At 44.7% G+C, this 24648-nt stretch carries 20 protein-coding genes; 4 read left to right on the top strand and 16 right to left on the bottom strand.

The window, feature by feature from the left end:
• Positions 1 to 193 precede the first annotated feature (193 nt).
• Entirely contained in the window at positions 194 to 1546 is a 1353-nt protein-coding gene (gdhA, locus tag R7O13_RS02465; RefSeq protein ID WP_005373174.1) for an NADP-specific glutamate dehydrogenase, read from the top strand.
• Positions 1547 to 1621: 75 nt separating this feature from the next.
• Here the strand turns inward: gdhA and R7O13_RS02460 are convergent, their stop codons facing one another.
• The 3 genes from R7O13_RS02460 to R7O13_RS02450 all read right to left on the bottom strand — a co-directional run bounded on the left by R7O13_RS02460 (position 1622) and on the right by R7O13_RS02450 (position 5507).
• Entirely contained in the window at positions 1622 to 2089 is a 468-nt protein-coding gene (locus R7O13_RS02460) for an OsmC family protein (RefSeq protein WP_017820322.1), read from the bottom strand.
• A 99-nt stretch (positions 2090 to 2188) separates the two neighbouring features.
• Positions 2189 to 4546: an ATP-binding protein gene (locus tag R7O13_RS02455; protein WP_318302890.1), complete on the bottom strand. Its 2358-nt coding sequence runs from the start codon at positions 4544 to 4546 to the stop codon at positions 2189 to 2191.
• Positions 4539 to 5507: a cytochrome-c peroxidase gene (locus tag R7O13_RS02450; RefSeq protein WP_017820324.1), complete on the bottom strand. Its 969-nt coding sequence runs from the start codon at positions 5505 to 5507 to the stop codon at positions 4539 to 4541. The genes R7O13_RS02455 and R7O13_RS02450 overlap by 8 nt, the downstream gene beginning before the upstream one ends.
• A 498-nt stretch (positions 5508 to 6005) precedes the next feature.
• On the opposite strand from R7O13_RS02450, the gene R7O13_RS02445 reads away from it, so the two are divergent.
• Positions 6006 to 7382 (top strand): NfeD family protein, encoded by a 1377-nt coding sequence (locus R7O13_RS02445; protein ID WP_206954253.1) that lies wholly within the window; start codon positions 6006 to 6008, stop codon positions 7380 to 7382.
• A gap of 10 nt (positions 7383 to 7392) precedes the next feature.
• Positions 7393 to 8175, top strand: a complete 783-nt coding sequence (locus R7O13_RS02440) for a slipin family protein (RefSeq protein WP_005373196.1) — start codon at positions 7393 to 7395, stop codon at positions 8173 to 8175.
• A gap of 41 nt (positions 8176 to 8216) precedes the next feature.
• On the opposite strand, the gene R7O13_RS02435 is transcribed toward R7O13_RS02440, so the two are convergent.
• Positions 8217 to 8651 (bottom strand): globin, encoded by a 435-nt coding sequence (locus tag R7O13_RS02435; RefSeq protein WP_213869859.1) that lies wholly within the window; start codon positions 8649 to 8651, stop codon positions 8217 to 8219.
• A gap of 243 nt (positions 8652 to 8894) precedes the next feature.
• Between R7O13_RS02435 and R7O13_RS02430 the strand changes: the two genes are divergently transcribed.
• On the top strand, positions 8895 to 9551 hold the full coding sequence (locus R7O13_RS02430) for an NAD(P)H-dependent oxidoreductase (RefSeq protein WP_042523604.1): 657 nt from the start codon (positions 8895 to 8897) through the stop codon (positions 9549 to 9551).
• A gap of 96 nt (positions 9552 to 9647) precedes the next feature.
• On the opposite strand, the gene choV is transcribed toward R7O13_RS02430, so the two are convergent.
• From choV to R7O13_RS02370, 12 genes are all read right to left on the bottom strand, one after another.
• Positions 9648 to 10826: a choline ABC transporter ATP-binding protein gene (choV, locus tag R7O13_RS02425; protein ID WP_042523602.1), complete on the bottom strand. Its 1179-nt coding sequence runs from the start codon at positions 10824 to 10826 to the stop codon at positions 9648 to 9650.
• A gap of 2 nt (positions 10827 to 10828) precedes the next feature.
• Positions 10829 to 11671, bottom strand: coding sequence for a choline ABC transporter permease subunit (gene choW, locus R7O13_RS02420; protein ID WP_005392552.1), 843 nt, complete (start codon positions 11669 to 11671; stop codon positions 10829 to 10831).
• Between the two features lie 76 nt (positions 11672 to 11747).
• The gene (locus R7O13_RS02415; protein ID WP_005382646.1) at positions 11748 to 12686 is read right to left on the bottom strand and encodes a choline ABC transporter substrate-binding protein; all 939 of its coding nucleotides are present in this window, start codon (positions 12684 to 12686) and stop codon (positions 11748 to 11750) included.
• 36 nt (positions 12687 to 12722) lie between these two features.
• Positions 12723 to 14438 carry a choline dehydrogenase gene (gene betA / locus R7O13_RS02410; protein ID WP_005373209.1) on the bottom strand — a complete coding sequence of 572 codons (1716 nt, stop codon included), beginning with the start codon at positions 14436 to 14438 and terminating at the stop codon, positions 12723 to 12725.
• A 180-nt stretch (positions 14439 to 14618) separates the two neighbouring features.
• Entirely contained in the window at positions 14619 to 16079 is a 1461-nt protein-coding gene (gene betB / locus R7O13_RS02405; protein WP_025767886.1) for a betaine-aldehyde dehydrogenase, read from the bottom strand.
• Between the two features lie 18 nt (positions 16080 to 16097).
• On the bottom strand, positions 16098 to 16697 hold the full coding sequence (gene betI, locus R7O13_RS02400) for a transcriptional regulator BetI (RefSeq protein ID WP_017820329.1): 600 nt from the start codon (positions 16695 to 16697) through the stop codon (positions 16098 to 16100).
• Between the two features lie 605 nt (positions 16698 to 17302).
• Entirely contained in the window at positions 17303 to 19324 is a 2022-nt protein-coding gene (locus R7O13_RS02395) for a diguanylate cyclase (RefSeq protein ID WP_412125711.1), read from the bottom strand.
• 462 nt (positions 19325 to 19786) lie between these two features.
• A complete protein-coding gene (locus tag R7O13_RS02390; protein WP_033906450.1) occupies positions 19787 to 20545 on the bottom strand; it encodes an SDR family oxidoreductase in 759 nt (252 codons plus the stop codon).
• Positions 20546 to 20554: 9 nt separating this feature from the next.
• Positions 20555 to 21451: a 3-hydroxyisobutyrate dehydrogenase gene (mmsB, locus tag R7O13_RS02385; protein ID WP_318302882.1), complete on the bottom strand. Its 897-nt coding sequence runs from the start codon at positions 21449 to 21451 to the stop codon at positions 20555 to 20557.
• A gap of 19 nt (positions 21452 to 21470) precedes the next feature.
• Positions 21471 to 22601 (bottom strand): enoyl-CoA hydratase/isomerase family protein, encoded by a 1131-nt coding sequence (locus R7O13_RS02380; protein ID WP_318302881.1) that lies wholly within the window; start codon positions 22599 to 22601, stop codon positions 21471 to 21473.
• 10 nt (positions 22602 to 22611) lie between these two features.
• Positions 22612 to 23388: an enoyl-CoA hydratase gene (locus tag R7O13_RS02375; protein WP_017633670.1), complete on the bottom strand. Its 777-nt coding sequence runs from the start codon at positions 23386 to 23388 to the stop codon at positions 22612 to 22614.
• A gap of 49 nt (positions 23389 to 23437) precedes the next feature.
• Positions 23438 to 24592 carry an acyl-CoA dehydrogenase family protein gene (locus R7O13_RS02370; RefSeq protein ID WP_005382663.1) on the bottom strand — a complete coding sequence of 385 codons (1155 nt, stop codon included), beginning with the start codon at positions 24590 to 24592 and terminating at the stop codon, positions 23438 to 23440.
• Positions 24593 to 24648: the final 56 nt, after the last annotated feature.

The following is a 24648-nucleotide window of genomic DNA, read 5'->3' as shown; positions in this document are numbered from 1 at the left end:
GTGAAACTGATCACTCAACCACCCGCTTACTTAGCTCGCCCTACCTATCTCAACCAACACAGCCCGGGTTAGAAGCTGCACATTCTCATCCGCAGGAAAGACCACTACAACCATTGAATCTTGGTCAAAATCACTATTTAATGGAAATACATTCATATAAACTGATTGCTTATTCACATCAAGGAAGAAATCTATGTCATACATACACGATACTATTGTTGCGTTGCAACACAGTAGCCCTGCGCAAAAAGAATTTTACCAAGCGGTAGAAGAAGTATTAACTTCTCTCGCGCCGGTAATAGAAGGCAATAATAAATATAAGGAACAAGCGATTATCCAGAGGATCGTCGAGCCAGAACGTCAAATCATGTTTCGAGTTCCTTGGGTTGATGATGCTGGAAATGTACAAGTAAACAAAGGTTATCGAGTTGAATTCAACTCTGCTTTGGGGCCGTACAAAGGAGGATTGAGATTCCATCACTCAGTCAATGCGAGCATCATAAAATTTCTCGGCTTTGAGCAAATCTTTAAAAACGCACTGACTGGCCTTCCTATCGGTGGCGGCAAAGGCGGTTCAAACTTCGATCCTAAAGGAAAATCCGACGGCGAGATCATGCGATTTTGCCAATCATTTATGAACGAGTTGTACCGTCACATCGGTCCTACCACCGATGTGCCCGCAGGCGATATCGGTGTCGGGGCGCGCGAAATTGGCTATATGTTTGGTCAATACAAACGATTGACGGGCCGCTACGAAGGTGTGCTTACAGGCAAGAGTCTTCTTTGGGGTGGCTCACTCGCCAGAAAAGAAGCGACAGGGTATGGCGCCGTCTATTTTGCAGAATGCATGCTCAACGACCGCAACGATTCATTGAAAGGGAAAACTTGCCTCGTTTCTGGTGCTGGCAACGTGGCTATCTACGCCATTGAAAAACTGTACCATATGGGAGCAACGCCGGTTACATGCAGCGACTCTCGAGGTACGATCTATCATGAGCACGGTATTGATCTTAAGCTCCTCAAACAACTGAAAGAAGTGAAAAGAGCAAGCTTAGAAGAATATTTAGAAACTTACCCTGAAGCAGAATACACACCAGAGGGCGACTATCCTAATGAAGGACATGCTGTTTGGCGATATCAGGCTGATGCTGCCTTCCCTTGTGCGACTCAAAATGAATTAACGTCAGACGACGCACTGGCTCTTATCGAAAACGGATGTATTTTGATTAGTGAAGGGGCGAACATGCCAACCACCCGTGATGCTGCCAATATTATCGTGGACTCAGACATAGCTTATGGGCCTGCCAAAGCAGCCAATGCAGGCGGCGTTGCAACCAGTCAACTTGAAATGGCGCAAAACGCGAGCATGCAAAACTGGACGTTTGAACAAGTGGATAGTCAGTTGCAAACCATCATGAAAAATATTTTCATCAATGCAAACGAAACCAGTAAAGAGTTTGGCCAACCTGGAAATTTAGTTTTAGGCGCCAACATTGCAGGTTTTAGAAAAGTCGCTGATGCAATGATTGAGCAAGGTGTCGTCTAGATAAACGAGCCAGCAGGATGACTGCTGGCTTAATATAACTCCGCAATAGGCCGCGCTTTTGATAAAGAGCTTCACTTAATTCGCAATAAGCGTTGTCACTTCTGTTTTAACGGAGTTGGCGATAAAGCAATTCTCATGTGCCATGTGGTGCAGTTTTTCTAATTGAGATGGTGTCGGTTGTTTTTCACCTGAAAATGTTATCTTAGGGTTTAACGTTACCTTTGATACCCACTCTTTTCCGTTTTCGCCTTTTTCAAGCTCCCCTACCGCTTCATCGAAGTAACTGTCCACAACGTAACGCCGCTTTGCTGCAATAGACAGGAAAACGAGCATATGACAACTAGAAAGTGCCGCGACAAACGCTTCTTCTGGATCAACGTTTTCTTCTACGGATAGTGGTAATGGTACTACGTGGGGAGATGGAGATGCTGGGACTTGCAACCCTCCATCAAATTGCCAAATGTGTGCCCTACTATACTTATTATCACTAAACTCTTCCCCAGCTTTACGATGCCATTTGATTAAAGCGGAATGCTTACTCATTCTAACTCCCTGATTTTCCGACGACGAATCAACACTATCCGTCCTTGCCACAGTAAACCACAACAAAATGAGTTAAGGAAAGCATCGCACTCACAGGGACTATAAAATCTGTTGAGGATCGGCATTGTTCTTCTGGATATCATCCAAAAGTCTATGAGACTGATGGATGTTGACCTGTAACCGATTGATCAGCATCTGCAACTGCTCAATCTCGGGACTTTGGTTGGCTTTAAGTTGAGTTTCCAGGGCCTCCGTTTGGCTCGCCAAAATAGGTAAACTTAGGTTCAGTGCCATCCCTTTCGTTTTGTGCAACGTCAGCGCTAATGAAGCAAAGTCTTCAGCCATAAAGTATTCAATAAGCTCATCAACAGATGTCTCAAAATCGACAATAATGTTTTTTAGCAGCTCGTCAAGCGCTTCTGGCTCATCTCGTAAAGAAGTAAACATGCCTGAACGGGAGAGTTCTTCCTCTGTTAACCTTAAGTTCTCGATTGGCTTACGTTGCAACTGAAGCACATTGCTGTCACTCGTTAGTGGCGGATTCTGTTTCGGTTCGAGTCTGGCGGCAAACTGTTTGAGAGCGTCTGAAAAGCTCTCATGCTGTAGCGGTTTCGTAAGCACATGGTCTGCTCCTGCTTCAATAAAGCTATCGTGAGCTTCACGAAATACGTCTGCCGTGTACGCAAAGAGTAATGTCTTGATACCTAACTCTTGTCGGATAACGCGTGTCGCCTCAACGCCATTCATCTCGGGCATATGGTTGTCCATCAAGATCAGGTCGTACTCGTTCTCTTTCGCCTTTTTAACCGCGATTAATCCATTTTCTGCAACTTCCACTTCATGCCCAAGCTTTTCGCAAAACCCTTTTGCCACAATGGCATTCACACGGTTATCATCAGCAAGTAGTATCTTTAAATGGTGTGATTTTGCGCGAGGTTTCGGTGCTTCTTGCTGCTTTTTCGGAGCAGATTCTACCCAAGGAATCGGCAACTCAACGATAAATTGACTTCCAACGCCTTCTATACTCTTCAGAGTAATATGGCCACCCATCAAATCGGTTAGTTTTTTGACGATGGCTAACCCAAGCCCTGTTCCGCCGAACCTTCGAGTCGTTGATGAGTCTGCTTGCTCAAACGAGTTAAAAATATGCTCGTGCTTGTCTGGCGCAATACCAATACCGGTGTCGCTCACGCGCATGACCAACAACTGATTCGATTCATCTAACTCAGTTCTAACCAGCACATGCCCTTCATTGGTAAACTTCACCGCGTTACCGGCGAGATTAAACAAGATCTGTCGTAAACGCGCACAATCTCCAGTAAATTCAGTATATTCAGAAACCTCGTTTTCCAAGATTAACTCGATATTTTTTTCATCAACAAGTGGTTTTATTGCGCTACACACCGGAGAAAGCACTTGATCGAGCTTAAACTTAGCTTGCTCAAATTCCAGTTTGTTTTCTTCAACTTTAGAAAAATCCAAAATATCGTTGAGGATAGTCATCAGATGCTGGCCAGAATCAAGAATAACCCTAATATGCTCTTTCGTCGTCGGCTCTTTGGTCTCTTCTGCAATCATTTGAGAAAGCCCTAGTACACCATTCATCGGCGTCCTTAGTTCGTGACTCATTGCAGCGAGAAAATTTGATTTCGCTTTTGCCGCTCGCTCGGCTTTGTTTCTCGCCTCTTCAATTTCAAGATTCAACTGTTTTAAGTTATGCATTCGGTGATGTGACTGATAAACAAACGCGCTAACTAGAAACATCACCGCAATAAATACAAACAACCACGTAAAACGCGCCTCACTTTGAGCAATATTGAGTAACCGATGCTCTGAGCTTTCGACAAACTCAATATAAGTGTGATCAAGCAGTTCATTCGTCAGCAATTCAATTCTTTTATCACTCGTTTGAAGCCGCTTAAGGAAGTTCGCTTCCTTTTCACTCTCAACTTCCGTTTGTGTTAGAAGCAACTGGTTGAGAAATTCAAAATAACGACTGCCACCCAATGATTGACCGCTCTCGATAGAAACATCTTGCTGATATAAATTGAACAACATGAGTAATGCATACCGATTTTCTACCTGAACACCAATTAACATATCAAGCTTCAACGTTGTTTGAAGCACTCGCTCCTTAAACTGTTCAAGCGTATCCCTAACTTTTATACGATTGGGTGTCACGGGAAACCAAACTGATGCCTTTGATGATTCCAACAGTGCCTGTGCTGCGATTTCTATCTCTACTAAAGATGTTGTTAACTCATAGTTTTTTCTATCTTCAACGGCATATCGGTTCACGATAACATCACGCTCTTCAATCAACTCATGTCCGATGTTCATTAGCTCTGCATGAAATTCTTGAGCGTTTTTTGAGTTCATATACGACATATACGCCAGTGTGCAGCACGTCAGTATCCCAATAAAAAAGCAAAAGTTGATCAGTTTGAATTTATTCATTTTCCAACACCTCTAAAATTATGGGTCTAGGTGCTGTCAACGACTGCAAGAATGCTTCAATGTCCGCGACATTCTCATCGTTCATCGTTATACCGAGCTGGGTTTTAGCCATGATTTGTATCGCGTCGGATAACTTATCGACTTGCCCATTATGAAAATAAGGACTCGTTAGCGCGACATTGCGTAAACTGGCTACTCTAAAATAGAATCGCTCTTCATCCTCTATCGTAACGAGCTGCCTGCCCGAGTCCTCTACTACTGGCTTATCCTTGAAATAGGCGAACCTTTGGATCATCGCTCCGCCGATATTTTTGCCCTGATGACACTGCACACAACCTGAAGTCTGAAATGTTTTCCAACCTCTGATTTGCTGTTCACTCAGTACATGCGTGTAACCCAATAAGTAAGCATCGAATGGTGCGCCAGGCGTCTGCAGCCCTTCAACAAACTCCACAATAGCGGACTTGATATTATGAACGTTAATCGGCAATTCACCGTCACGATTAAATAGAGCTTGATAATGTTCACTCTCTTTTACATATTGCTCTATTGTTTGCCAGTTTGAGTCCATTTCCATTGGATTGTGGATTGGACCATCAATCTGAGCCATCAAGGTGTTTTCCGTACCATCCCATAAAAAACGATAATTTAACGCTGCATTAAACACTGTTATAGAATTTCTAATTCCATCACCTTTCACTCCCGTAGAGACAGGTGTATTTTCAGCGCCATTGGTTTGCAGATTGTGGCATGTCGCGCAGCTAACATTACCATTTGACGATAATTGAGGATCGCGGAAGAGATGCCAGCCAATTCTCGCTAGCTTAATATCCACATTAGGATCACCCTGTATGGGCTGAACTAGGGAGATATCACCTAACATCTTCGCGTTTCTTGCGGTTGTTGTTTGGCTCAAAATGAGTGTTACAACAGCTAGTGCGATTGCGCTGAATTGCCTCATCAACTACATACCTTAAACTTGTCATTGATATGAATTTAGTTGCATTTTGGCGTTTTTTCCACCGACAGGAAGTTGAAAAAACGAGTTAAGTATTGCTTTGTTTAAGGCTTTGGTTGAAGAGGGAGTAATAAGGCGAATAGGAAGAAACCTATCGCCTTATGAGTAGCTAACGTATTGAAATCTGAGTTTAGTGTAGAAAAGCCAAAAACCGTTGAAACCAAGTCACCTCTCCATAGGAGATCAGATCGAAAATAGTAAAGAAAACGGCACAGATAACGGCCAACTTAATCAAACGCTGAACAATAAACATAAACATCACAATTACCAATAATTTGCTTTAGTTTACTATCTCACACAGCGTTTATATATAAAAAAGTAGTCTCCTAATTAGCCTCGGGAACTTATTCATTAGAACCTATACTCAAGCATCTCTAAGTTATTTGGATATACTTGAATTAGGATTTCAAAAAGTCCCTGTGACCACACAAGGAGGACTGCATGAAACGACTATGGATATGGTTCTTACCTTTACTCTTGATTGCCAGTCAAGCACTGGCGAATACCGTTTGGATTGTTCCTGTCAAAGGCGCTATAGGGCCTGCTACTAGCGACTATTTATCTCGTGAAATAGAAGAAGCTCAACTAAACGGTGTCAGTTTAGTGATCTTAGAGATGGACACACCAGGCGGCTTAGATAGCGCAATGCGACATATTATTCACGCGATTACCACCTCCTCGACTCCCGTTGCAACTTGGGTCGGCCCATCTGGTTCTAGAGCTGCCAGTGCAGGAACATACATCTTGCTCGCTAGTCACGTAGCCGCCATGGCTGAAGCGACAAACCTCGGAGCTGCAACGCCCGTCGCGTTAGGTGGTACGCCTCAACCTCCTTCATCGGATGATGGCAAAGATCAAAACGCGGAAGAAACGCCAGAAGGAACCAACGAAAGCTCAGAGAAAGTTCCCGCTAAAACCGCAATGGAGAAAAAGGTAATTAACGACGCCAAAGCCTACATTAAAGGCTTAGCAAAACTTCATGGACGAAATGCAGAATGGGCAGAGAAAGCAGTAAGCGAAGCGGCGAGCTTGGATGCAACAGAAGCATTAGAATTAAACGTGATCGATTACATAGCCAATTCGCCAGAGGACTTAGTCAAAGCCATAGATGGGCAAACAGTTAAAGTAAACAATCGCACTGTGACATTGTCACTTGAAAATCCAACATGGGTTGAAAGAACGCCAGATTGGCGAGCAGAAATGTTAGCCGTTATAACCAATCCAAACGTTGCCTACATTCTAATGCTCATCGGCATCTACGGTTTACTTCTTGAATTTTACAACCCAGGAATTGGCTTACCCGGTGTGCTAGGTGGGATTTGTCTGCTTCTTGCCATGTACGCACTACAAATGATGCCCGTCAACTACGCAGGTCTTGGTCTGCTGTTACTCGGTATTGCACTAATGATAGCGGAAGCATTCAGCCCGAGCTTTGGTATTTTGGGCTTAGGCGGCGTTGTCGCCTTTGTACTCGGTTCGATATTTCTCATGGACAGTGAGTTACCAGGATTCCAGATCGCCCTTCCTTTGATTTTTGGTATTGCCATATTTTCCGTGGCTCTAATCGTGCTGACCGTCGGCCTGCTGCTCAAAATTCGTCGCCGGCGTGTAACGACGGGTTTAGAGACTTACCCTGGGAAGGTCGCTGTGGTAAGCGATGACTTTATCGATGGCGAAGGACGCGTTCAACTCAACGGTGCGTTATGGCGAGCTAAAGCCAAAGACCATCAACAATTCAAACAAGGTGATCACGTCACCATTGTTAATGTTAAAGGGCTGACCTTAACTGTGATGCCTGATGACCGCCAAAATAAATAGGAGGCGCTTTATGATGCTCTATACCGTTGCGGTGATCGTGGTGCTGCTGTTCGCACTAGCGACCCAAATGTTCAAGGTTTTGAGAGAATACGAACGTGGGGTTGTGTTCTTTCTTGGTCGATTTCAAGAAGTCAAAGGACCTGGTTTGATCATCCTTATCCCATTTATTCAGCAAATGGTGAGGGTTGATTTACGTACTGTCGTTTTGGATGTGCCGACACAAGACTTAATTACAAAAGATAACGTTTCTGTGCGCGTCAACGCGGTCGTTTATTTTCGCGTAGTCGATCCTCAAATGGCGATTAACAATATTGAAAGCTACAGCGATGCCACCAGTCAGTTAGCACAAACCACGCTGCGCTCGGTATTGGGTCAGCATGAACTCGATGAATTGCTATCAGAGCGAGAACGCCTCAATAAGGATTTACAATCCATTCTCGATCAACAGACTGATGACTGGGGAATCAAGATTGCTACGGTTGAAGTCAAACATGTTGATTTAAATGACAGCATGGTCAGAGCCCTAGCCCGTCAGGCAGAAGCAGAACGTAACCGTAGGGCGAAGATCATTCACGCTACTGGTGAGTTAGAGGCTTCAAATAAATTAAAAGAAGCAGCGCAAATGCTCAACGAAGCACCGAATGCACTGCAATTACGTTACATGCAGACACTCACTGAAATCACTACAGACAAAACATCCACTATTATTTTTCCAATGCCGATCAATCTTGTCGAAGCTGTCAGTGATATCGCCGAAGCGGTGAAAAAGAATAAAGAGACACAAGATAAGTAAGGTTCTGACCGTAGGAAGTAACGGCCACTCACGTTACTTCCTTATTTGGTACTCGCTTTAAGGAAGTGCCCATCTTCTTTATCACATTCTTGTTTCATTACTTCTAAGCCCGTTTTAAAGCATGTTCGCCAAGCGGTTTCAACATCGGCATCGTACCCGGAATCACACTGTCGAACCGTTTCTAACAAACTCTCAAGCCAAACATCAAAATCCTGCGGCTCTATACCAATTTCGGCACTTGCATGCTTTTTCCCATACTTTTCCACCATTTTGTGCGCTTCGGTCGAGGTATCTGCCATCATAAAAAACACGATAGACCCTCTAAGCATTCTCACTTGTTGGTACATGTCTATACCGTCAAACTTCTGTCTAAAGTTGGCGCTTTTCGACCATAAATTTTTGTAGAACAAGTCGAAAAACTCCTGATCTGAAGTACAACGTTCATAGCTATCATTAAAAACTTCAATCACGTTCATGTTGCTTTCCCCTACGCCTCAATATGAGTTTAATTTAATATCAAATAAAAGCTTCCAAATAAGGACTTTTAAGTTTCAAATCGATCAACTCACATCGATTTTCAACAAAAAGTAAAAAGTGATTTAAATAAACACCCTCTTATCAATGAAAAAATATCCATTATCATGAACCCATATTCGAGGTACGCATGGTTGTCGATGCTAGTGCATCCTCATCTGTCATCACATAAAGAGGATATAAACGTGTCCCATCAAATCATTACCGATCTAAATAACCGTTACACTGCAAAAAAATATGATGAAACCAAGCGCGTTTCTCAAGAAGACATGGCGATAATCAAAGAAGCACTGCGTTTGTCGGCGTCTTCTATCAACTCACAACCATGGAAATTCATCGTTATTGAAAGTGATGAAGCGAAGCAACGTTTCCACAATACGTTTGCAAATATGCACCAGTTTAACCAACCACACGCGAAAGCCGCATCACATACGATTCTGTTTGCTTACGATCCTAAATTTACTAAAGAGAAATTTGCGAAACGTGTGGATGCAGAAGTAACATCTGGCCACTTGCCAGCGGAGATGTACAACAACTTTATGGGTGCTTACGCTTTTGCCGATGCAAATACGGACGAAAATGGCTTCAACGGAAACTGGACAAAAGCACAAGTCTATTTGGCACTAGGCAACCTACTACACACATTGGCACGACTAGGCATTGACTCAACACCGATGGAAGGTGTCGATCCTGCTCTGATTGGAGAAGAGTTTAAAGAAGAGCTCGAGGGCCATATCTGTGAAGTTGCGCTAGCGATTGGCTACCATAAAGATGGGGAAGATTATAATCATGGTCTTCCAAAAGCGCGCCTTGCAATGGATGACGTAATTACGACTCTATAGTCGACCATTGTCTTAGCTTAGCGACTTAAATCATTGTTTAAACTAAAAAGAGCCGCACATTAATGCGGCTCTTTTTTACTTGGTTCTGCGTCAACTTTACGCAACTTGCTCTGACTTAAAATTACCAAGCAATGCATCGTAAAGCTCATTGTCGCTCAACACACCAACCAGTTTATTATCTTCAACCATAAGCAGAGGTTGATTGCTACGCTGTTTAAGTTCAATCGCTTCTCGCATACTGATTTCTGGGCTAACCTGAACCAGAGAGTTTTCATTAACTTCGTCAAGGTTCGAAGAGTCGCTCTTCCATTGAATCAACGATTTATCTTTATCCGCTAAACTTAACCCCTTGCTCTCTTGTATCACCCAAATATCTTTGTCAGGGCAAATCAGAACACGCGTATCTTCGCGAACCAAATCGTCACGCATTAAGGAACGTCCCTTCAGCACATTTAATGGATTAGTGTGAGCAACAAAGTCCGCCACATAATCGTTTTCTGGAGCAAGAATGATCTGTTCTGGCTTGCCATGTTGAATCAGCTTTCCTGATTCCATAATGGCGATGTTGTTGCCGATTTTAAGCGCCTCATCCAAGTCGTGACTCACAAAAAGAATGGTTTTGTTTAGCTTTTCTTGCAGCAGAATCAATTCATCTTGAAGCTGAGCACGAATCAATGGGTCAAGCGCTGAAAACGGTTCATCCATTAACAAGATATCAGTGTCCATCGCAAACGCTCGCGCTAGGCCAACACGCTGCTGCATACCACCAGAAAGCTCGTGCGGGAATTTGGTTTCCCACTCAGATAAACCGACCATTTCGAGCTGTTCACGCGCCTTTTTACGACGCTCTGCTTTACCAATGCCTTGCATCTCTAGACCAAACGCTACATTGTCTAACACCGTTAACCAAGGCATCAATGCAAACTTCTGAAACACCATGGACACGCGGTGCGTACGAAGGTGGCGCAGTTTCTGTTCGTCACAGTTAGAGAGCTCAACCATATCGTCGCCATCTTTAATTTTCAGAGAGCCACGAGAAATATCGTTCAATCCGTTAACCGTTCGCAGCAAACTTGATTTACCCGAGCCTGAAAGCCCCATCAAGACACAGATCTCACCCTGTTTCACGTTCAGCGAAACATTATCAACCCCAACCACTTGGCCAGTTTCATCAATGATTTCTTGTCGAGACTTCCCTTGATCTAGTAGTGCTAGCGCCTGTGCTTGTTGCTGACCAAAAACGACATCAAGATTTTTAATAGTAATAGCGTCCATGATTATGCCTCCTTCTGGTTTGGTGCTTTACACAAGCGATCAAGAATGATGGCAACGAGTACAATCGCTAAACCCGCTTCAAAACCTTGCGAGATGTTTACCGTATTCAGTGCGCGTACGACTGGTTTACCAAGTCCATCAGCACCAACAAGCGCCGCAATGACTACCATAGACAGAGACAACATAATGCACTGCGTAACGCCAGCCATAATACTTGGCAATGCCGCAGGTAACTCCACCTTAAACAGTAGCTTCATGCGGCTGGCACCAAATGCTTTACCCGCTTCAAGTAGCTCCTCCGGAACTTTAATAATGCCGAGGTACGTCAATCGAATTGGCGCAGCGATAGCGAAAATGATGGTCGAGATTAGACCAGGGACAATACCTAAGCCAAACAGAACCAAGGTTGGAATTAGGTAAACGAATGTCGGTACGGTCTGCATCAAATCGAGTATTGGCCGCAACAAGGTGTATAACCAAGGACGGTGCGCCGCCATAATGCCCAACGGCACGCCAATTAATACGGAAATCGTTGTCGCTGCAAACACAAGGACAAAGGTTTCCAGCATTTCTTGCCAGTAACCAAGGTTGAGAATTGCGAGTAAGGCCAACACGATAAATACGACAAGAGGAATGCTGCGATGTAAGAACCAAGCAATTGCCGCCGTCATAATGATTGGCGCTGCAGGTGGCATCCATTTAAAAATGTCCACCACGAAAAGAATGATCGTTTCAAGTGTAATAGAGATTGCATCGAAAAAACCCGATGCATTGATGGTTAACCAATCGACGCCAGTTTCCATCCATTGGCCCAACGGTAGTTTGTTGTCCGTAATAAAATTCAAAATAAAACCTTTGTGTTAATGAAGCGGGCAAAACTCTGCCCACTTTCTTTTAAAAAAACGAGTCAAATACTGCTTATTAAGCGTTTGTTTTTAAGTAGTTTGTAATAGCTGTTAGCGCATCTTGGCCATCTACCGTTTTCACGCCCTCTAGCCACGCTTCAATTTGCTCTTGGTTTGCATTCAACCATGCTTGCGCTGCTTTTGATGGCTTCTGTTTCTGGTTAAGAATCGCTTCCATCAGTTCATTTTCCATTTCTAGGTTAAACTCTAGATTTTTCACTAGCTGGCCTACATTTGGACACTCAGCGAGGTAATTTTTACGTACGTTTGTGTAGACGTTCGCGCCGCCGTAGTTAGGACCGAAGAAGTCATCACCACCCGCTAGATATTCCATTTCAACGTTACTATTCATTGGGTGCGGCGCCCAACCTAGGTACACAATCCATTGATTGCGGCGTGCGGCACGTGATACTTGAGACACCATGCCAGCTTCACTGGACTCAACTAGGCTGAAATCTTTTAGGCCGAATGCGTTGCTATCAATCATTGACTGAATTAAGCGGTTGCCATCGTTTCCTGGTTCAATGCCGTAAATGCGGTCTTTAAATTTGTCGGCATGTTTTACTAGGTCAGCGAAGTTGGTTACGCCTGCGTCATAAACGTATTTTGGAACAGCTAGCGTGTACTTTGCGCCAACGAGGTTCGCGCGTACGGTTTCAACAGTACCTGCATCACGGTATTTCGCGATATCACCTTCCATCGTTGGCATCCAGTTACCTAGGAAAATGTCGATATCGCCATTAGCCATAGAGGAGTAAGTTACAGGCACAGACAGAAGATCGGTCTTCGTTTTGTACCCCAACCCTTTAAGTAACTCTGATGTAACGGCAGTGGTCGCAGTGATGTCAGTCCAACCTACATCTGCGAAACGAACCGTTTCACATTGGTTGGCGTAAGCGCCTGTTGCTAAAGTACTTAGTGCAATTGTTGAGAAGATTTTTGTCATCTTAGACATGTTGAATTCCTTGTAATGATTACTGACTTTTTCATTTTATGAGATCGAATCGAGATCTCTTTTTGGCGGATGCATTCGTTGCATCTCTTGCCAGTCCGGTGCAATCCAAACTGGTACGTTGTTCGACGTTTCTAGGGCGTTATCCAAAATCATATCCGCGGCGCGTTCTGCCACCATAATCGTTGGCGCATTTAAATTACCGTTCGGAATGGTTGGGAAAATAGAAGAGTCCACCACACGCAAGCCTTGAATACCGCGTACTTGGCATCGCTCATTTAAGACGGCTAATGGGTCGTTATCTGCGCCCATTTTGCAGGTACAAGATGGATGGTAAGCACTCTCGACGTTTTGCTTCACCCATTCATCAATCTGTTCATCCGTTGTGATGTTCAGACCGGGTTGGATCTCATCCCCACGAAACTCATCCATGGCTGGCTGATTGAGGATCTCGCGAGTAAGGCGAATACAATCACGCCAATCCTGCTTATCTTGTTCAGTGGAAATGTAGTTAAACTCAATCTTCGGCTTATCATTCGGATTCGCAGAGACAACTTCGACCGACCCGCGACTTTCTGGCTTGTTAGGTCCAACGTGCACTTGGAAACCATGACCATCAAAAGCAGCTTGCCCGTCATAGCGCATTGCCGCTGGCAAGAAGTGATATTGAATATTTGGCCACTTTAGTCCTTCACGAGAGCGGATAAACGCACACGATTCAAAGTGGTTAGTAGCACCAAGGCCTTTGCGAGTTAATATCCACTCAGTGCCAATCAAGCCCTTGCTCACCAAACCTAATTTGCTGTTGAGCGTGATAGGTTGTTTACAGTGATATTGGAAGTACACTTCTAAGTGATCTTGCAGGTTTTTACCTACCCCCTCCAACGAGTGTTTCACCTCAATGCCCGCTTTTTCTAATACTGCCTTAGGGCCAATGCCTGAAAGCTGCAACAGCTGAACGGAGCCAACCGAACCCGCACTCGAAATCACTTCATTATTCGCAAAACATTGCTGAATTGAACCTGACTTTTCAAATTCAACACCTACCGCTTTCTTGCCTTCTGCACCAGTTTCTTCTAATAAAACTCGATGAACCGTCACCCTCTTCATTAGGGTGAAGTTTTTGCGTTTTTTAGCACGGCTTAAGTATGCATTAGAGGTTGAAGCGCGTACGCCTTTGTCGACCGTCATATGCATTGGGCCAAAGCCCTCTTGCTGATAACCGTTGTAATCTTTTGTTTCTGGGTAGCCCGCTTCTTTGCCTGCATCAATAAAAGCTTGGTACAGCGGGTTGAGCTTCATATCGTTGCCGTTACATGTGCCGACTGGACCGTGATCGCCCCGATATTCATCAGCACCACCAATCCAAGACTCTGCTTTACGGAAATAAGGCAAACACGACTGATAGTTCCAGCCTTTCGCGCCTTCCTCTTCCCACTGGTCAAAGTCGCAAGCGTGTCCGCGAACGTAAACCATGCCGTTAATAGATGAGCTACCACCCAGAACTTTTCCGCGAGGGCAATGAAGTTGACGGCCATCTAACCCTTGCTCTTCAACCGTCTCAAACTGCCACGCGTATTTTTCAGTGTTCATCGGGTAAGAAAGCGCCGTTGGCATTTGGATAAAAATACTTTTATCCGACCCACCCGCTTCGAGTAATAGGACCGAATTTTGACCACTTTCACTTAAGCGATCCGCTAACACACAGCCGGCCGAACCCGCACCGACGATGATGTAATCGTAGTGTTGTTGCATTTTTATTCTCCTAGGAGTTAATACTAATCACCGTAGATAAGTGAACGAAATTAGCGTAGGAAAAATGCTTGAGAACAAGGCGGAAATTTTGATAAGTAGTTAACCTACAATCAAAATTGACAACGTAGTTATCGAGCATTTTAACAAGCTAAAGTGGTCAGTTATCTACTATGAGTAGTATCATTTGTAAGGGCTTTCGAAGTCGCTTAGCTGAACCAGAACACTCTTCGTTTGTGTGTAATGTTTAAGGGTTTCGACTCCGTTTTCACGGCCAACACCTGATTGCTTGTAGCCGCCAACTGGCATTTCCGCAGGTGAGTCACCCCATGTGTTCACCCAACAAATACCCGCTTGAATTTGATGGATCACACGATGCGCACGAGATAGGTTTTGAGTGAATACACCTGCCGCTAAGCCATAATCTGTGCCATTTGCACGCGCAATCACTTCCGACTCATCGCGGAATTTCAGAACTGACATTACCGGGCCAAAGATTTCTTGTTGAACATGGCTCATGTCATCATCGCAATCGACAAATACGGTTGGAGCAACAAAGTTACCATTAGCTAGGCCATTGTCTGTTACTTTGTAGCCGCCAGTCAGTAACGTCGCGCCACTCGCTTTCGCGGCTTCAATCGCTCCTAGAACTTTCGATTCATGATCTTTAGAGATTAGCGCGCCAATTTGCGTGTTCTCATCAAGCGGATCGCCGACGACTAACAGCTCGGTTCGGGCTTTAAGTTGTGCGATGAAGTCGTCATAAATACCTTCATGGACAAATACGCGTGTACCGTGCGTACAAACTTCACCTTGGGTGTAGAAGTTCGCCACCATGGCCGCAGAAACGGCATCGTTTAACTTCGCATCATCAAAAATAATCAGTGGAGACTTACCACCAAGCTCCATCGTTACTTGTTTTAGTGTCTTAGCGCTGTCACTCATGACGACTTTACCGGTGCCTGACTCACCTGTGAATGACACTTTTGCGATATCAGGATGCGCCGTTAGCATCTGTCCTACTCGGTAATCCCCTTGCACGACATTAAATACGCCATCTGGCATGCCCGCTTCTGAATAAATTTCGGCGAGCTTAAGCGCCGTTAATGGTGTTTCTTCTGATGGCTTGAAGATCATTGCGTTGCCCGCAGCCAGTGCTGGCGCCGATTTCCACATCGCAATTTGAATTGGATAATTCCAAGCGCCAATACCCGCGCAAATGCCCAATGGCTCACGACGTGTATAGAAAAACTGATCGTCGCTGAGTGGCTGCTGTTCACCTTGTAGACTTGGAGCAAGGCCAGCGTAGTACTCAAGAACATCGGCACCTGTTGTGACATCAACCGCGATAGCTTCTTGAATGGGCTTACCAGTATCTGCCACTTCCAATGCAGCCAGCTCGTCATTACGCTCACGTAAAATGGCAACGGCTTTGTGTAAAATACGGCTGCGCTCAATCGCAGTCATCGCCGACCATGCAGCAAAACCTTTTTTTGCCGATTCAATCGCTGCTTGAAGATCGTCTTGGTTCGCTTGTTTAATGTTGGCCAATGGCTCACCATTCGCCGGATTGTAAGTGGTGAAGTGTTCATCTGAACACCCGTCGTACATCGCACCATTGATATAGTGTGCTTTCATTTCCATTTTGAAGACCTGTAACTTTTATATTTTTTCAGAATAAAACGTAAGTTGTTTTTCGAGATAATCGTTGATGATGATTCTCGCTCTTTCTGCATCAATGCCTTGCGGGTTGAGCGTTCCGCGCAACCAAATTCCATCAATAAGTGATGCAATACCATGAGCAACCAATTCAGCCTGCTCTGCATTTAATAATGCTTTGAGTTCTTTTCTTAGATGGGACAATAAACGTCGTTCGTTGACACGCTGTAAACGCTTGAGCTGCTCGTCATGCATTGAGTACGACCAAAACGCCAGCCAAGTCTTAGCAACTTGGTTTTCTGCCTGATAGCCGACAAAGTTACCGTCAATGATGGCGTTAATTCTTTGGTGATGAGCATCACTTGGCAGCTCACGTAACTTCTGTGTGATAGTGGACGAAAGCTGACGCAAGATTTCGCGCATCGTTTCCTCCAGCAATCCGTGCTTACCACCGAAATAGTGGTTGATAATCCCCGTTGATACACCGGCTTCTTTGCTGATTAACGAAATACTCGCCGCGTGTAAACCGACTCTATCAATCACTGACATTGTCGCTTTCACAAGCTGCGGTTTTCTGATTTCAGGCATCCCCACCTTTGGCATTTTGCGTCCCTGTTATTTTTAATTGAACGGTTAGTTAAATATAAAATGCCTGAAAATTAATTCGAACTCAAATTATTTTTAAAGAAAAATGTTAGTAAAAAAGGATGAAAAGTTGAGGGTGTACGAAAAATTGCTCGGTAAGAACTTGTCGGGATAACTAGATTTCAGTTTAAGAACAAACAAATAAAGCAAGTAAAATCAAGCACTTGAATGTAGATCCATTTTTAAAACGATGATGAAAGAGTTGATTTTTGAACAACAAAAATCTGTGCCACAAAAAATTTATATCGACCACTAATCATTTCACCTGTACATGGTTTGTTTGTACAAATAATAGACACACTAGTTTGTTATAGTTTTGTAGACACAAGTGGCATTCGCACTTTGAAGGTGAAGGAGGCAAAAAGAGAGGTTATATTGAACGCCATGAATATGCGATTCGATATCCTTAAGCCATTTTTAAGTAATATCGCCAAGTGACTTTAAGATGTTAGATTCAGCGTTTTATATTCGAAGCAAGGATCTCAAAGTCACTTGGCTATCAAAGTAAATGGGAGGGATAAGTTCAGATTCATCGTGCGATGAGCCTGAACTTTTGATTTCTGTTACGCTAGCGAGCGACCTTCCACACAGTTGCGTCCGTTCGCTTTCGCTTGATAAAGCAATTTATCGGCCTGATCGCAAAGTGATTTAAAACTCATCTCATTATCTTCAGTGGTAACGACTCCAAAACTACAGGTCACTCTCACTTCTTCTTTCTGTTCCGTAACAAAGCCATGTAGGGATAAAGCGCTACGTAAACGTTCTGCAGTAATAAGGGCGTTTTTATGGTCTGTATTGGGCATAACAACAACAAACTCTTCACCACCAAAGCGAGCAACAATGTCGTTCTCACGTACAGTTTCCTCCAACACTTTGGCAACGCCCGTTAGTACGGTATCTCCAAACACATGCCCATAGGTATCATTTACCTGCTTGAAATAATCCACATCGATTAACGCTAAAGTTACTGGCCCCGATTGTGGTTTATTTGGCACCATTTTCTGTTTATCGAGTTTGCTATCTACCCATTTATTTAAAGCTAGATAACCGTACTTAACTTGCTCGACTTGCTCAAAAACAAATTGCTGTATCTTTTCTTGCTTAGATTGAGGTACCGGTTTCTCTTTTCGCTCACGCCTCACTTCTACTGGCTTAGTGAACCAGTCCTCTAAAAAACGGCGATTGAACAACCCTGTCAATGTGTCTGTCTTTGCGAGGCGACGCATTCTCAAACGCGAGCGATTGACGACGAGAAATACTACCGCCATCAAAAATAGAACACCGATGAGCGCAAGTAGCGCTTCACCCAATAAGTAAAAAGTACGACGGTTGTTTTCTAGCTCCATACGCTGCAACACATTGTTCCAGTTGAGATCTTCGTTCTCATATTCAAGTCGTTCCAACTCAAATAACGTCTGCTGGCGCTCAAGATTTTCAACTTCTCTTTGATTGCTAAATTGGATAAATTTATCGTGATAGTTACCGTAAGTTTCGAATGCTAGTTTAAAGTCATTGCTCCCCGCATAGGCCATAGCGGCGACTTTTAGTAGCTCCATTTGCTGTTGCTTGACGTATCGACTCTCTATAATCTCCGGCAGCATTGGCGCGATCATCGCTAAAAGTATTTCAAATTGCTGCTGCTCTAACATATATTCGGCTTGTAACAACTTAAATGTTGCCAAATACGCGCTAGACGTTTCTCTGTACTGTAAATTCTCCGCCAGCTTCAAGTGGTTAACCATCTTCTTTTCTTGTTTCGTCTCGCGATATAAAGCTGCAAGTTCAAGGTTAACTCGAAATCTAAAGCGTCCATCACCGATAATTTGAGCCAGCTTTAACGCTCGCTGATATGACGCTATCGCCTCTTCGTATTGGAACTGTGCTTTATGAAGTTTCGCTATCGTCAAAACGCTCAACAACTCATTGAACGACATACGCCTATCCCTAAAATAGCGATATGCTTGTTCCAAAAGCGCCTCAGATCGGTCGTAACCCTTAATTTTGACAAGTACGTCACCTAGCTCTAGTGCTGCACGTTCGACCAGCCCGTGAACACCTGAAGATTCAGCCGCATCCATGGACGACATAAGTGCAGCATAGGATTTTTTAAACTCACCTTGCTCATCGTAATAGCGTCCTTTTAGCAGCAGGATTTCTGATTCAAGTTGCTTATCACCATTCTCACGCGATGTTTCCAACAAGCTATCCAACGCAGAAAGCGCGGTATCGATATCGCTCTTTCCAACCATAGTTCGCATCTGAATCAACTTAAACAGGAGATACTCATGGCTCTGTGGACGCACAAGCTCCAATCCTTTTTGAACGACACTCTGACTCTCTTCTACGCGCCCTAGCAGCTCTAAAACCGTGGCCTTGGCAAGCCAGTAACGCACCAACAGCGCTGTTGGTTGGTTTTGTAGTAAAGACTCTTCTTCTAACGCTTCAATCAAAGCTAAAGAACTCTGAGGTAATGCGTAAATTTGATTTTCGATGCCTTCTAACGACTGTAAAAACTTACCTTCCTGTTCCACCTTTTCTGTGGAGGCCTGAACAGAAAAACACAGACACCCCAATAATAGCGGCATCGTCCTAAGCGAATGAAATAGTGACATTATTGCTCTTCCCTAATGGGTAGTTACTTCAGTGTAATTGAGAATTCTGATTATTTATTATTAAGACAACTGAAGGTTATTCAGTCAGCCTCATATTCCCATGTATTTTGCGCTGAATAATAAATCACCATCTTTAGATGCCGAAATAGTTTTCGGTCACAATACAACCAATGAGAGTATTTTTTACACACCAAGAATAATGATCTCGTTAGTGAGACAAAAGATCGTCTTAGTTGTGAGTTAATACATTTACATGACAAGCAATATAGAACTAGCCATTCACATTAGAAATAGAATAAATTTTTATACCGTTCGATGAGATAGCAGTCGACCATGCATCCAATACATTTTTCAGATAGAAGCAATAAAAGAAAGGAGAAAGTGGAAGGAAGCGGACAATCAAACTCGCTCCCCTTTTTTATGTTGCAGAGGGGGTTACATTCGCATTCCGCCATCGACTTCGAACACTCGTCCGGTCACGAATTCGTTGGTTAACACGTATTTTATGGTCGATGAAATTTCATCCGCCAAACCTAAACGTCCAACCGGAATCATTCCGATTAAACGTTCCATCGCTTCAGGTTTTATTTGGTCTGTCATGGCAGTTTTGATGACACCCGGAGCAATCGCCACTGAGCGAATTCCGAAACGCCCTAACTCTTTCGCCCACACCGTTGCCATGGTGGCTACCGCCGCTTTAGATGCTGAATAGTTGGTTTGACCAATATTCCCGGCACGCGCAACGCTGGATATGTTGATCAGAACCCCTTTGCTATCGGTGTTCAGCATTACCTTGCTCGCTTCACGGCCACACAGGAAAGTGCCTGTTACATTCACATCTAGAACAGACTGAAATTGTTCCAGCGACATCGTGTTAACCTGACCATCTTTGACTTTAATGAACATACCATCACGCATAATACCTGCGTTATTGATAACACCATTGAGCTGCTTGAAATCTGCCTCAATTTGCTCAAAAGCAGTGCACACCTGCTGTTCGTCAGTCACGTTCGTCACATAAAAACGAGCGGTAACGCCGAGAGATTCACATTCCGCTTTCGTTTCAGCCAGTTGCTCTGAATTGAGGTCGATAAGCGCAAGATGAACGCCATTTTCCGCCAGTGACAGTGCCATTTGTTTACCCAGCCCCTGCCCTGCCCCCGTGATCGCAATGACCTTATTTGCTAACTCCATAAGCGCTCCTTAGGCCTGATTTTGCTTTTGGTAGAACTCAAACAAGCTTGAAAAATCTTTTTGCCCGTTGCCCTGACCGTTGTGAAAATTAAACAGATTACGAGCCAAGCTGCCCATTGGCGTTGATGTTTGACTGGCAACCGCCGCTTCCATCGAAAGACCCAGATCTTTAGCCATTAACTGGCTCATAAAGCCGCCTTGATAACCATTGCTTGCAGGCGTATTTTCCATCACACCTGGACAAGGGTTATAAAGCTCTAGCGCCCAGTTACGTCCTGAACTTTGCAACATGATGTCGGAAAGCACTTTGGGATCGAGTCCGTTTTCCATCCCTAAATTGAGTGCTTCACAGGTGCCGCTCATCAAAATGCCCAACATCATGTTATTGCAGATCTTCGCGACCTGACCAGCTCCAACATCGCCCGCATGGAAGATGTTTTTACCCATGTGGCTAAGCACCGCTTTGGCTTGAACAAAGTTCTCTTGTGAGCCGCCAACAATGAAAGTTAACGTACCTGCAGCTGCGCCCGCAACGCCACCAGATACTGGTGCATCAACAAAACTGATACCAAGTTGCGATGCTTTTTCGCCAACCAAACGAGCAGTCGCCGGATCGATGGTGGATGAATCAATCAGCAAGGTGCCTGATTCGACACTATCTAAGATGCCATCTTGACCAAGATAAACGCTTTGAACGTGTTGGCTCGCTGGCAGCATAGTGACAACCACCTCCACACCTTGTACTGCCTGCTGAACGGAATCGGCACTTGAAGCGCCCAATGCGGTCAACTCCTCGACTGCGCTTGGGTTCAAATCAAATACTTCGACATTCAAGCCCGCTTTGAGTAGATTCTTAGCCATAGGCGCACCCATGTTACCAAGGCCAATAAATGCAATTTTGTCCATATCGTATTTCTTCCTTGTACTAAAGTGCCGCTATAGCTACCGACGATGCGGTCAGTGGGTATTCTGCTGAGTCAATTGGCGAGAAGAAGCGCTCCAAAACTTGTGGCGTTACGTCAGAAACCGTGCGATGTTGCCAAGTCGGTTGATTGGTTTTATCAATAATCAGCGCACGAACCCCTTCTCTAAAATCACCTTCTAAGCCACAACGTAGTGTTAGGTTAAATTCCATATCAAAACACGCTTTCAAAGAGAGGTTTTGATACTGCGTTAACTGCTGATAAGTGATACTGAGCGACAACGGACTGCCATAGTTCAGTGACTTCTGCGCATTGACGAACCACTTGTTATCAACGTTAGCACGGCTGATTGCATCAACAATTGACGCTAAGTCACCCGAACATAACTGCTCAATCAATTCCGCATAGGGCATCAACATCCCTTCGGTTGGCTCGTCCACGTGTACCGAACGCAGCGTAGTGGCGATTTTTTCGTTGATGTTCGCTTCACCTTTCCAACTTACCGATGCCAGCAGATCCAGCAGCACTTGCTTGTTTTCTGGCTGTGTAATCCATTGGCTTAACCCCAACGCTTTCATATCTGTTGCGTTAATTTGACAAGCCGTCAAACTTAAGAACAGTGCCAAATGTTTTGGCAACTGGTTTAGGAAGTACGTCGCACCTACATCTGGGTAAAGGCCAATTTTAATCTCTGGCATTGCAAAGCGTGTGGTGGTTTCTGCAACGCGATGGCTGGCACCCATAAACAGGCCAACTCCCCCGCCCATCAAATAACCATGTCCCCACGCGATGATAGGTTTTGGATAAGTATGAATAAGATGATCACAGCGATATTCGAGGTCAAAGAAGGTTTCCATCGCTGAAAACGCAGAATCAAAATCTTGCTCTTTGTTTTCAAGTGCACGGTAGATCGCTTGAATATCTCCGCCAGCACAAAACGCTTTTTCACCTTGAGCATACAAGAATACCGCGACGACGCTGTCGTCCGTTTGCCATTCATTAAGCTGTTTGTACAACTTCTCAATCATCACGTAACTCAACGCGTTGAGAGCAGCTGGATTATCAAGCTCCAGCACACCAATAACAGAGCCATCAGCGCACTTAAGCTTTGAAACATTTACTGTACCTGTCATTTGGCCTCCGCTAGCTGTTTGTCCATTGTGGCTTGCGCTTTTGCAAAAACGCATTCACACCCTCAGTCTGATCTTGTGTATTGAACAGCTGTAAAAACAGTTCACGCTCTAAAACCAATCCAGCCGCGTGAGTTTGGCTGCGTCGACCTTGAATTAGCGTTTTGCACGCAGACACAGATTTCGGTGATTGACCTGCAACACGCTGTGCTAGCTCCATAGCCGCTTCGAGTGCTTGACCTTTCGCCACCACCTCTTCGACTAACCCAATTTTTTCCGCTCGCTCGGCCGTCACACGCTCGCCACACAGGATCATACGCTTCGCCCAACCTTCACCTACCAACGCGGTCAGGTTTTGCGTCCCACCCGCACACGGCAACAAACCTACCGATGCTTCAGGAAGTGCCATTTGTACTTGTTCTTCTGCGATACGAATGTCACACGCCATCGCCACTTCCAGACCGCCGCCCATCGCGTAACCATTAATCGCTGCGATAGAAACCCCATCGAATGCAGAAAGCGCTTCAAACGCTTCACCAAATGCGAACGCCATGTTTGCTGCTTGTGATTTATCACCCGATGCAAAGTTATTAAGATCTGCTCCAGCAGAAAAGAATTTCTCGCCTTCGCCTGTTAAAACCAACGCATAAATAGAGCGATCATTACTAAGTTCAATTGCCAACTCTTTTAGCTGATTCAAAGACTCAAGCGTCCAAGTGTTCGCTGGCGGATTACTAATCGTGAGCTTGGCAATATGCGCTTCGCGCTCTAATTTGATTTGTGCCGTCATAATCTTTCAGTCCTTTTTAATTTCTTTAGGTAAGGCTGTGTCTCGCTGACTAAAGCAGCTCAACGCCTTCCGTTAGTAATCGTCTTGCGACGATCAGACGCATGATTTCGTTGGTACCTTCAAGAATTTGGTGAACACGAACGTCTCGGAAATGGCGCTCGACTGGATATTCTTTGATGTAGCCATAGCCACCGTGAATTTGCAGCGCCTGATCGCAGACTTTAAAGCCCACATCAGTAGCAAAGCGTTTTGCCATGGCACAGTACGCACTTTTTTCTGCGTGCTGGGCATCGAGTTTAGCGGCTGCGAGTCGCACCATTTGACGCGCAGCGACCAGCTCAGTCGCCATATCAGCAAGCTTGAACTGCAACGCTTGAAATTGCGCCAGTGAACGGCCGAACTGTTTGCGTTCGGTCATGTATTGTTTGGCTTCGTTCAGTGCTTGTTGCGCAGTACCGACGGAACAAGTGGCGATATTGATTCGGCCGCCATCCAGACCAAGCATGGCGAACTTAAAGCCTTCTCCCTCTTCACCCAACAGATAGTCAGCCGGAATGCGGACATTTTCGAAGGTAATCATGCGAGTTGGCTGGCAGTTCCAACCCATTTTGGCTTCTTTTTTACCGTAGCTAATGCCTTCGCAATCAGCAGGAACAACGAATGCAGAAACGCCACCCGCTCCTTCACCACACGAACGCGCCATCACGACCAATACATCTGTATCACCCGCGCCAGAGATAAACACTTTTGCGCCATTGAGGACAAACTCATCGCCATCACGCACTGCGCTAGTCGTTAGAGAAGCGGCGTCAGAGCCGGCATTAGGTTCGGTTAAACAGTAGGAAGCGAGCTTTTCACCCGAAATTAGATCCGCGCTAAATTGCTGCGCCACTTCGGCTTTGGCAAAGCTAGTGATCATCCACGTCGCCATGTTGTGAATGGTCATAAACGCAGTAGTCGCGGTACAACCCATAGCCAACTGCTCGAAAATGATCGCCGCATCCAAACGAGATAACCCCAAGCCACCATGCTCTGGCGGCGTATAGATGCTCAGAAAACCAAGTTCACCTGCTTGACGCAGTACATCTTTAGGGAAATGATGGTTTTCATCCCACTCGGCCGCATGAGGCGCTAACATTTGGTCTGCAAACTGCTTTGCTACTTCGGCAAACGCGAGTTGATCTTCGTTTAATTCAAAATCCATCTTGAAGTCCTAAGGTCTAATTCGTTGCATTTGTATCCGAGCCAAGCCCACTTAAA

The organism is Vibrio sp. Y176, assembly GCF_033438945.1.
This window is presented reverse-complemented; position numbering and strand designations above follow the sequence as displayed.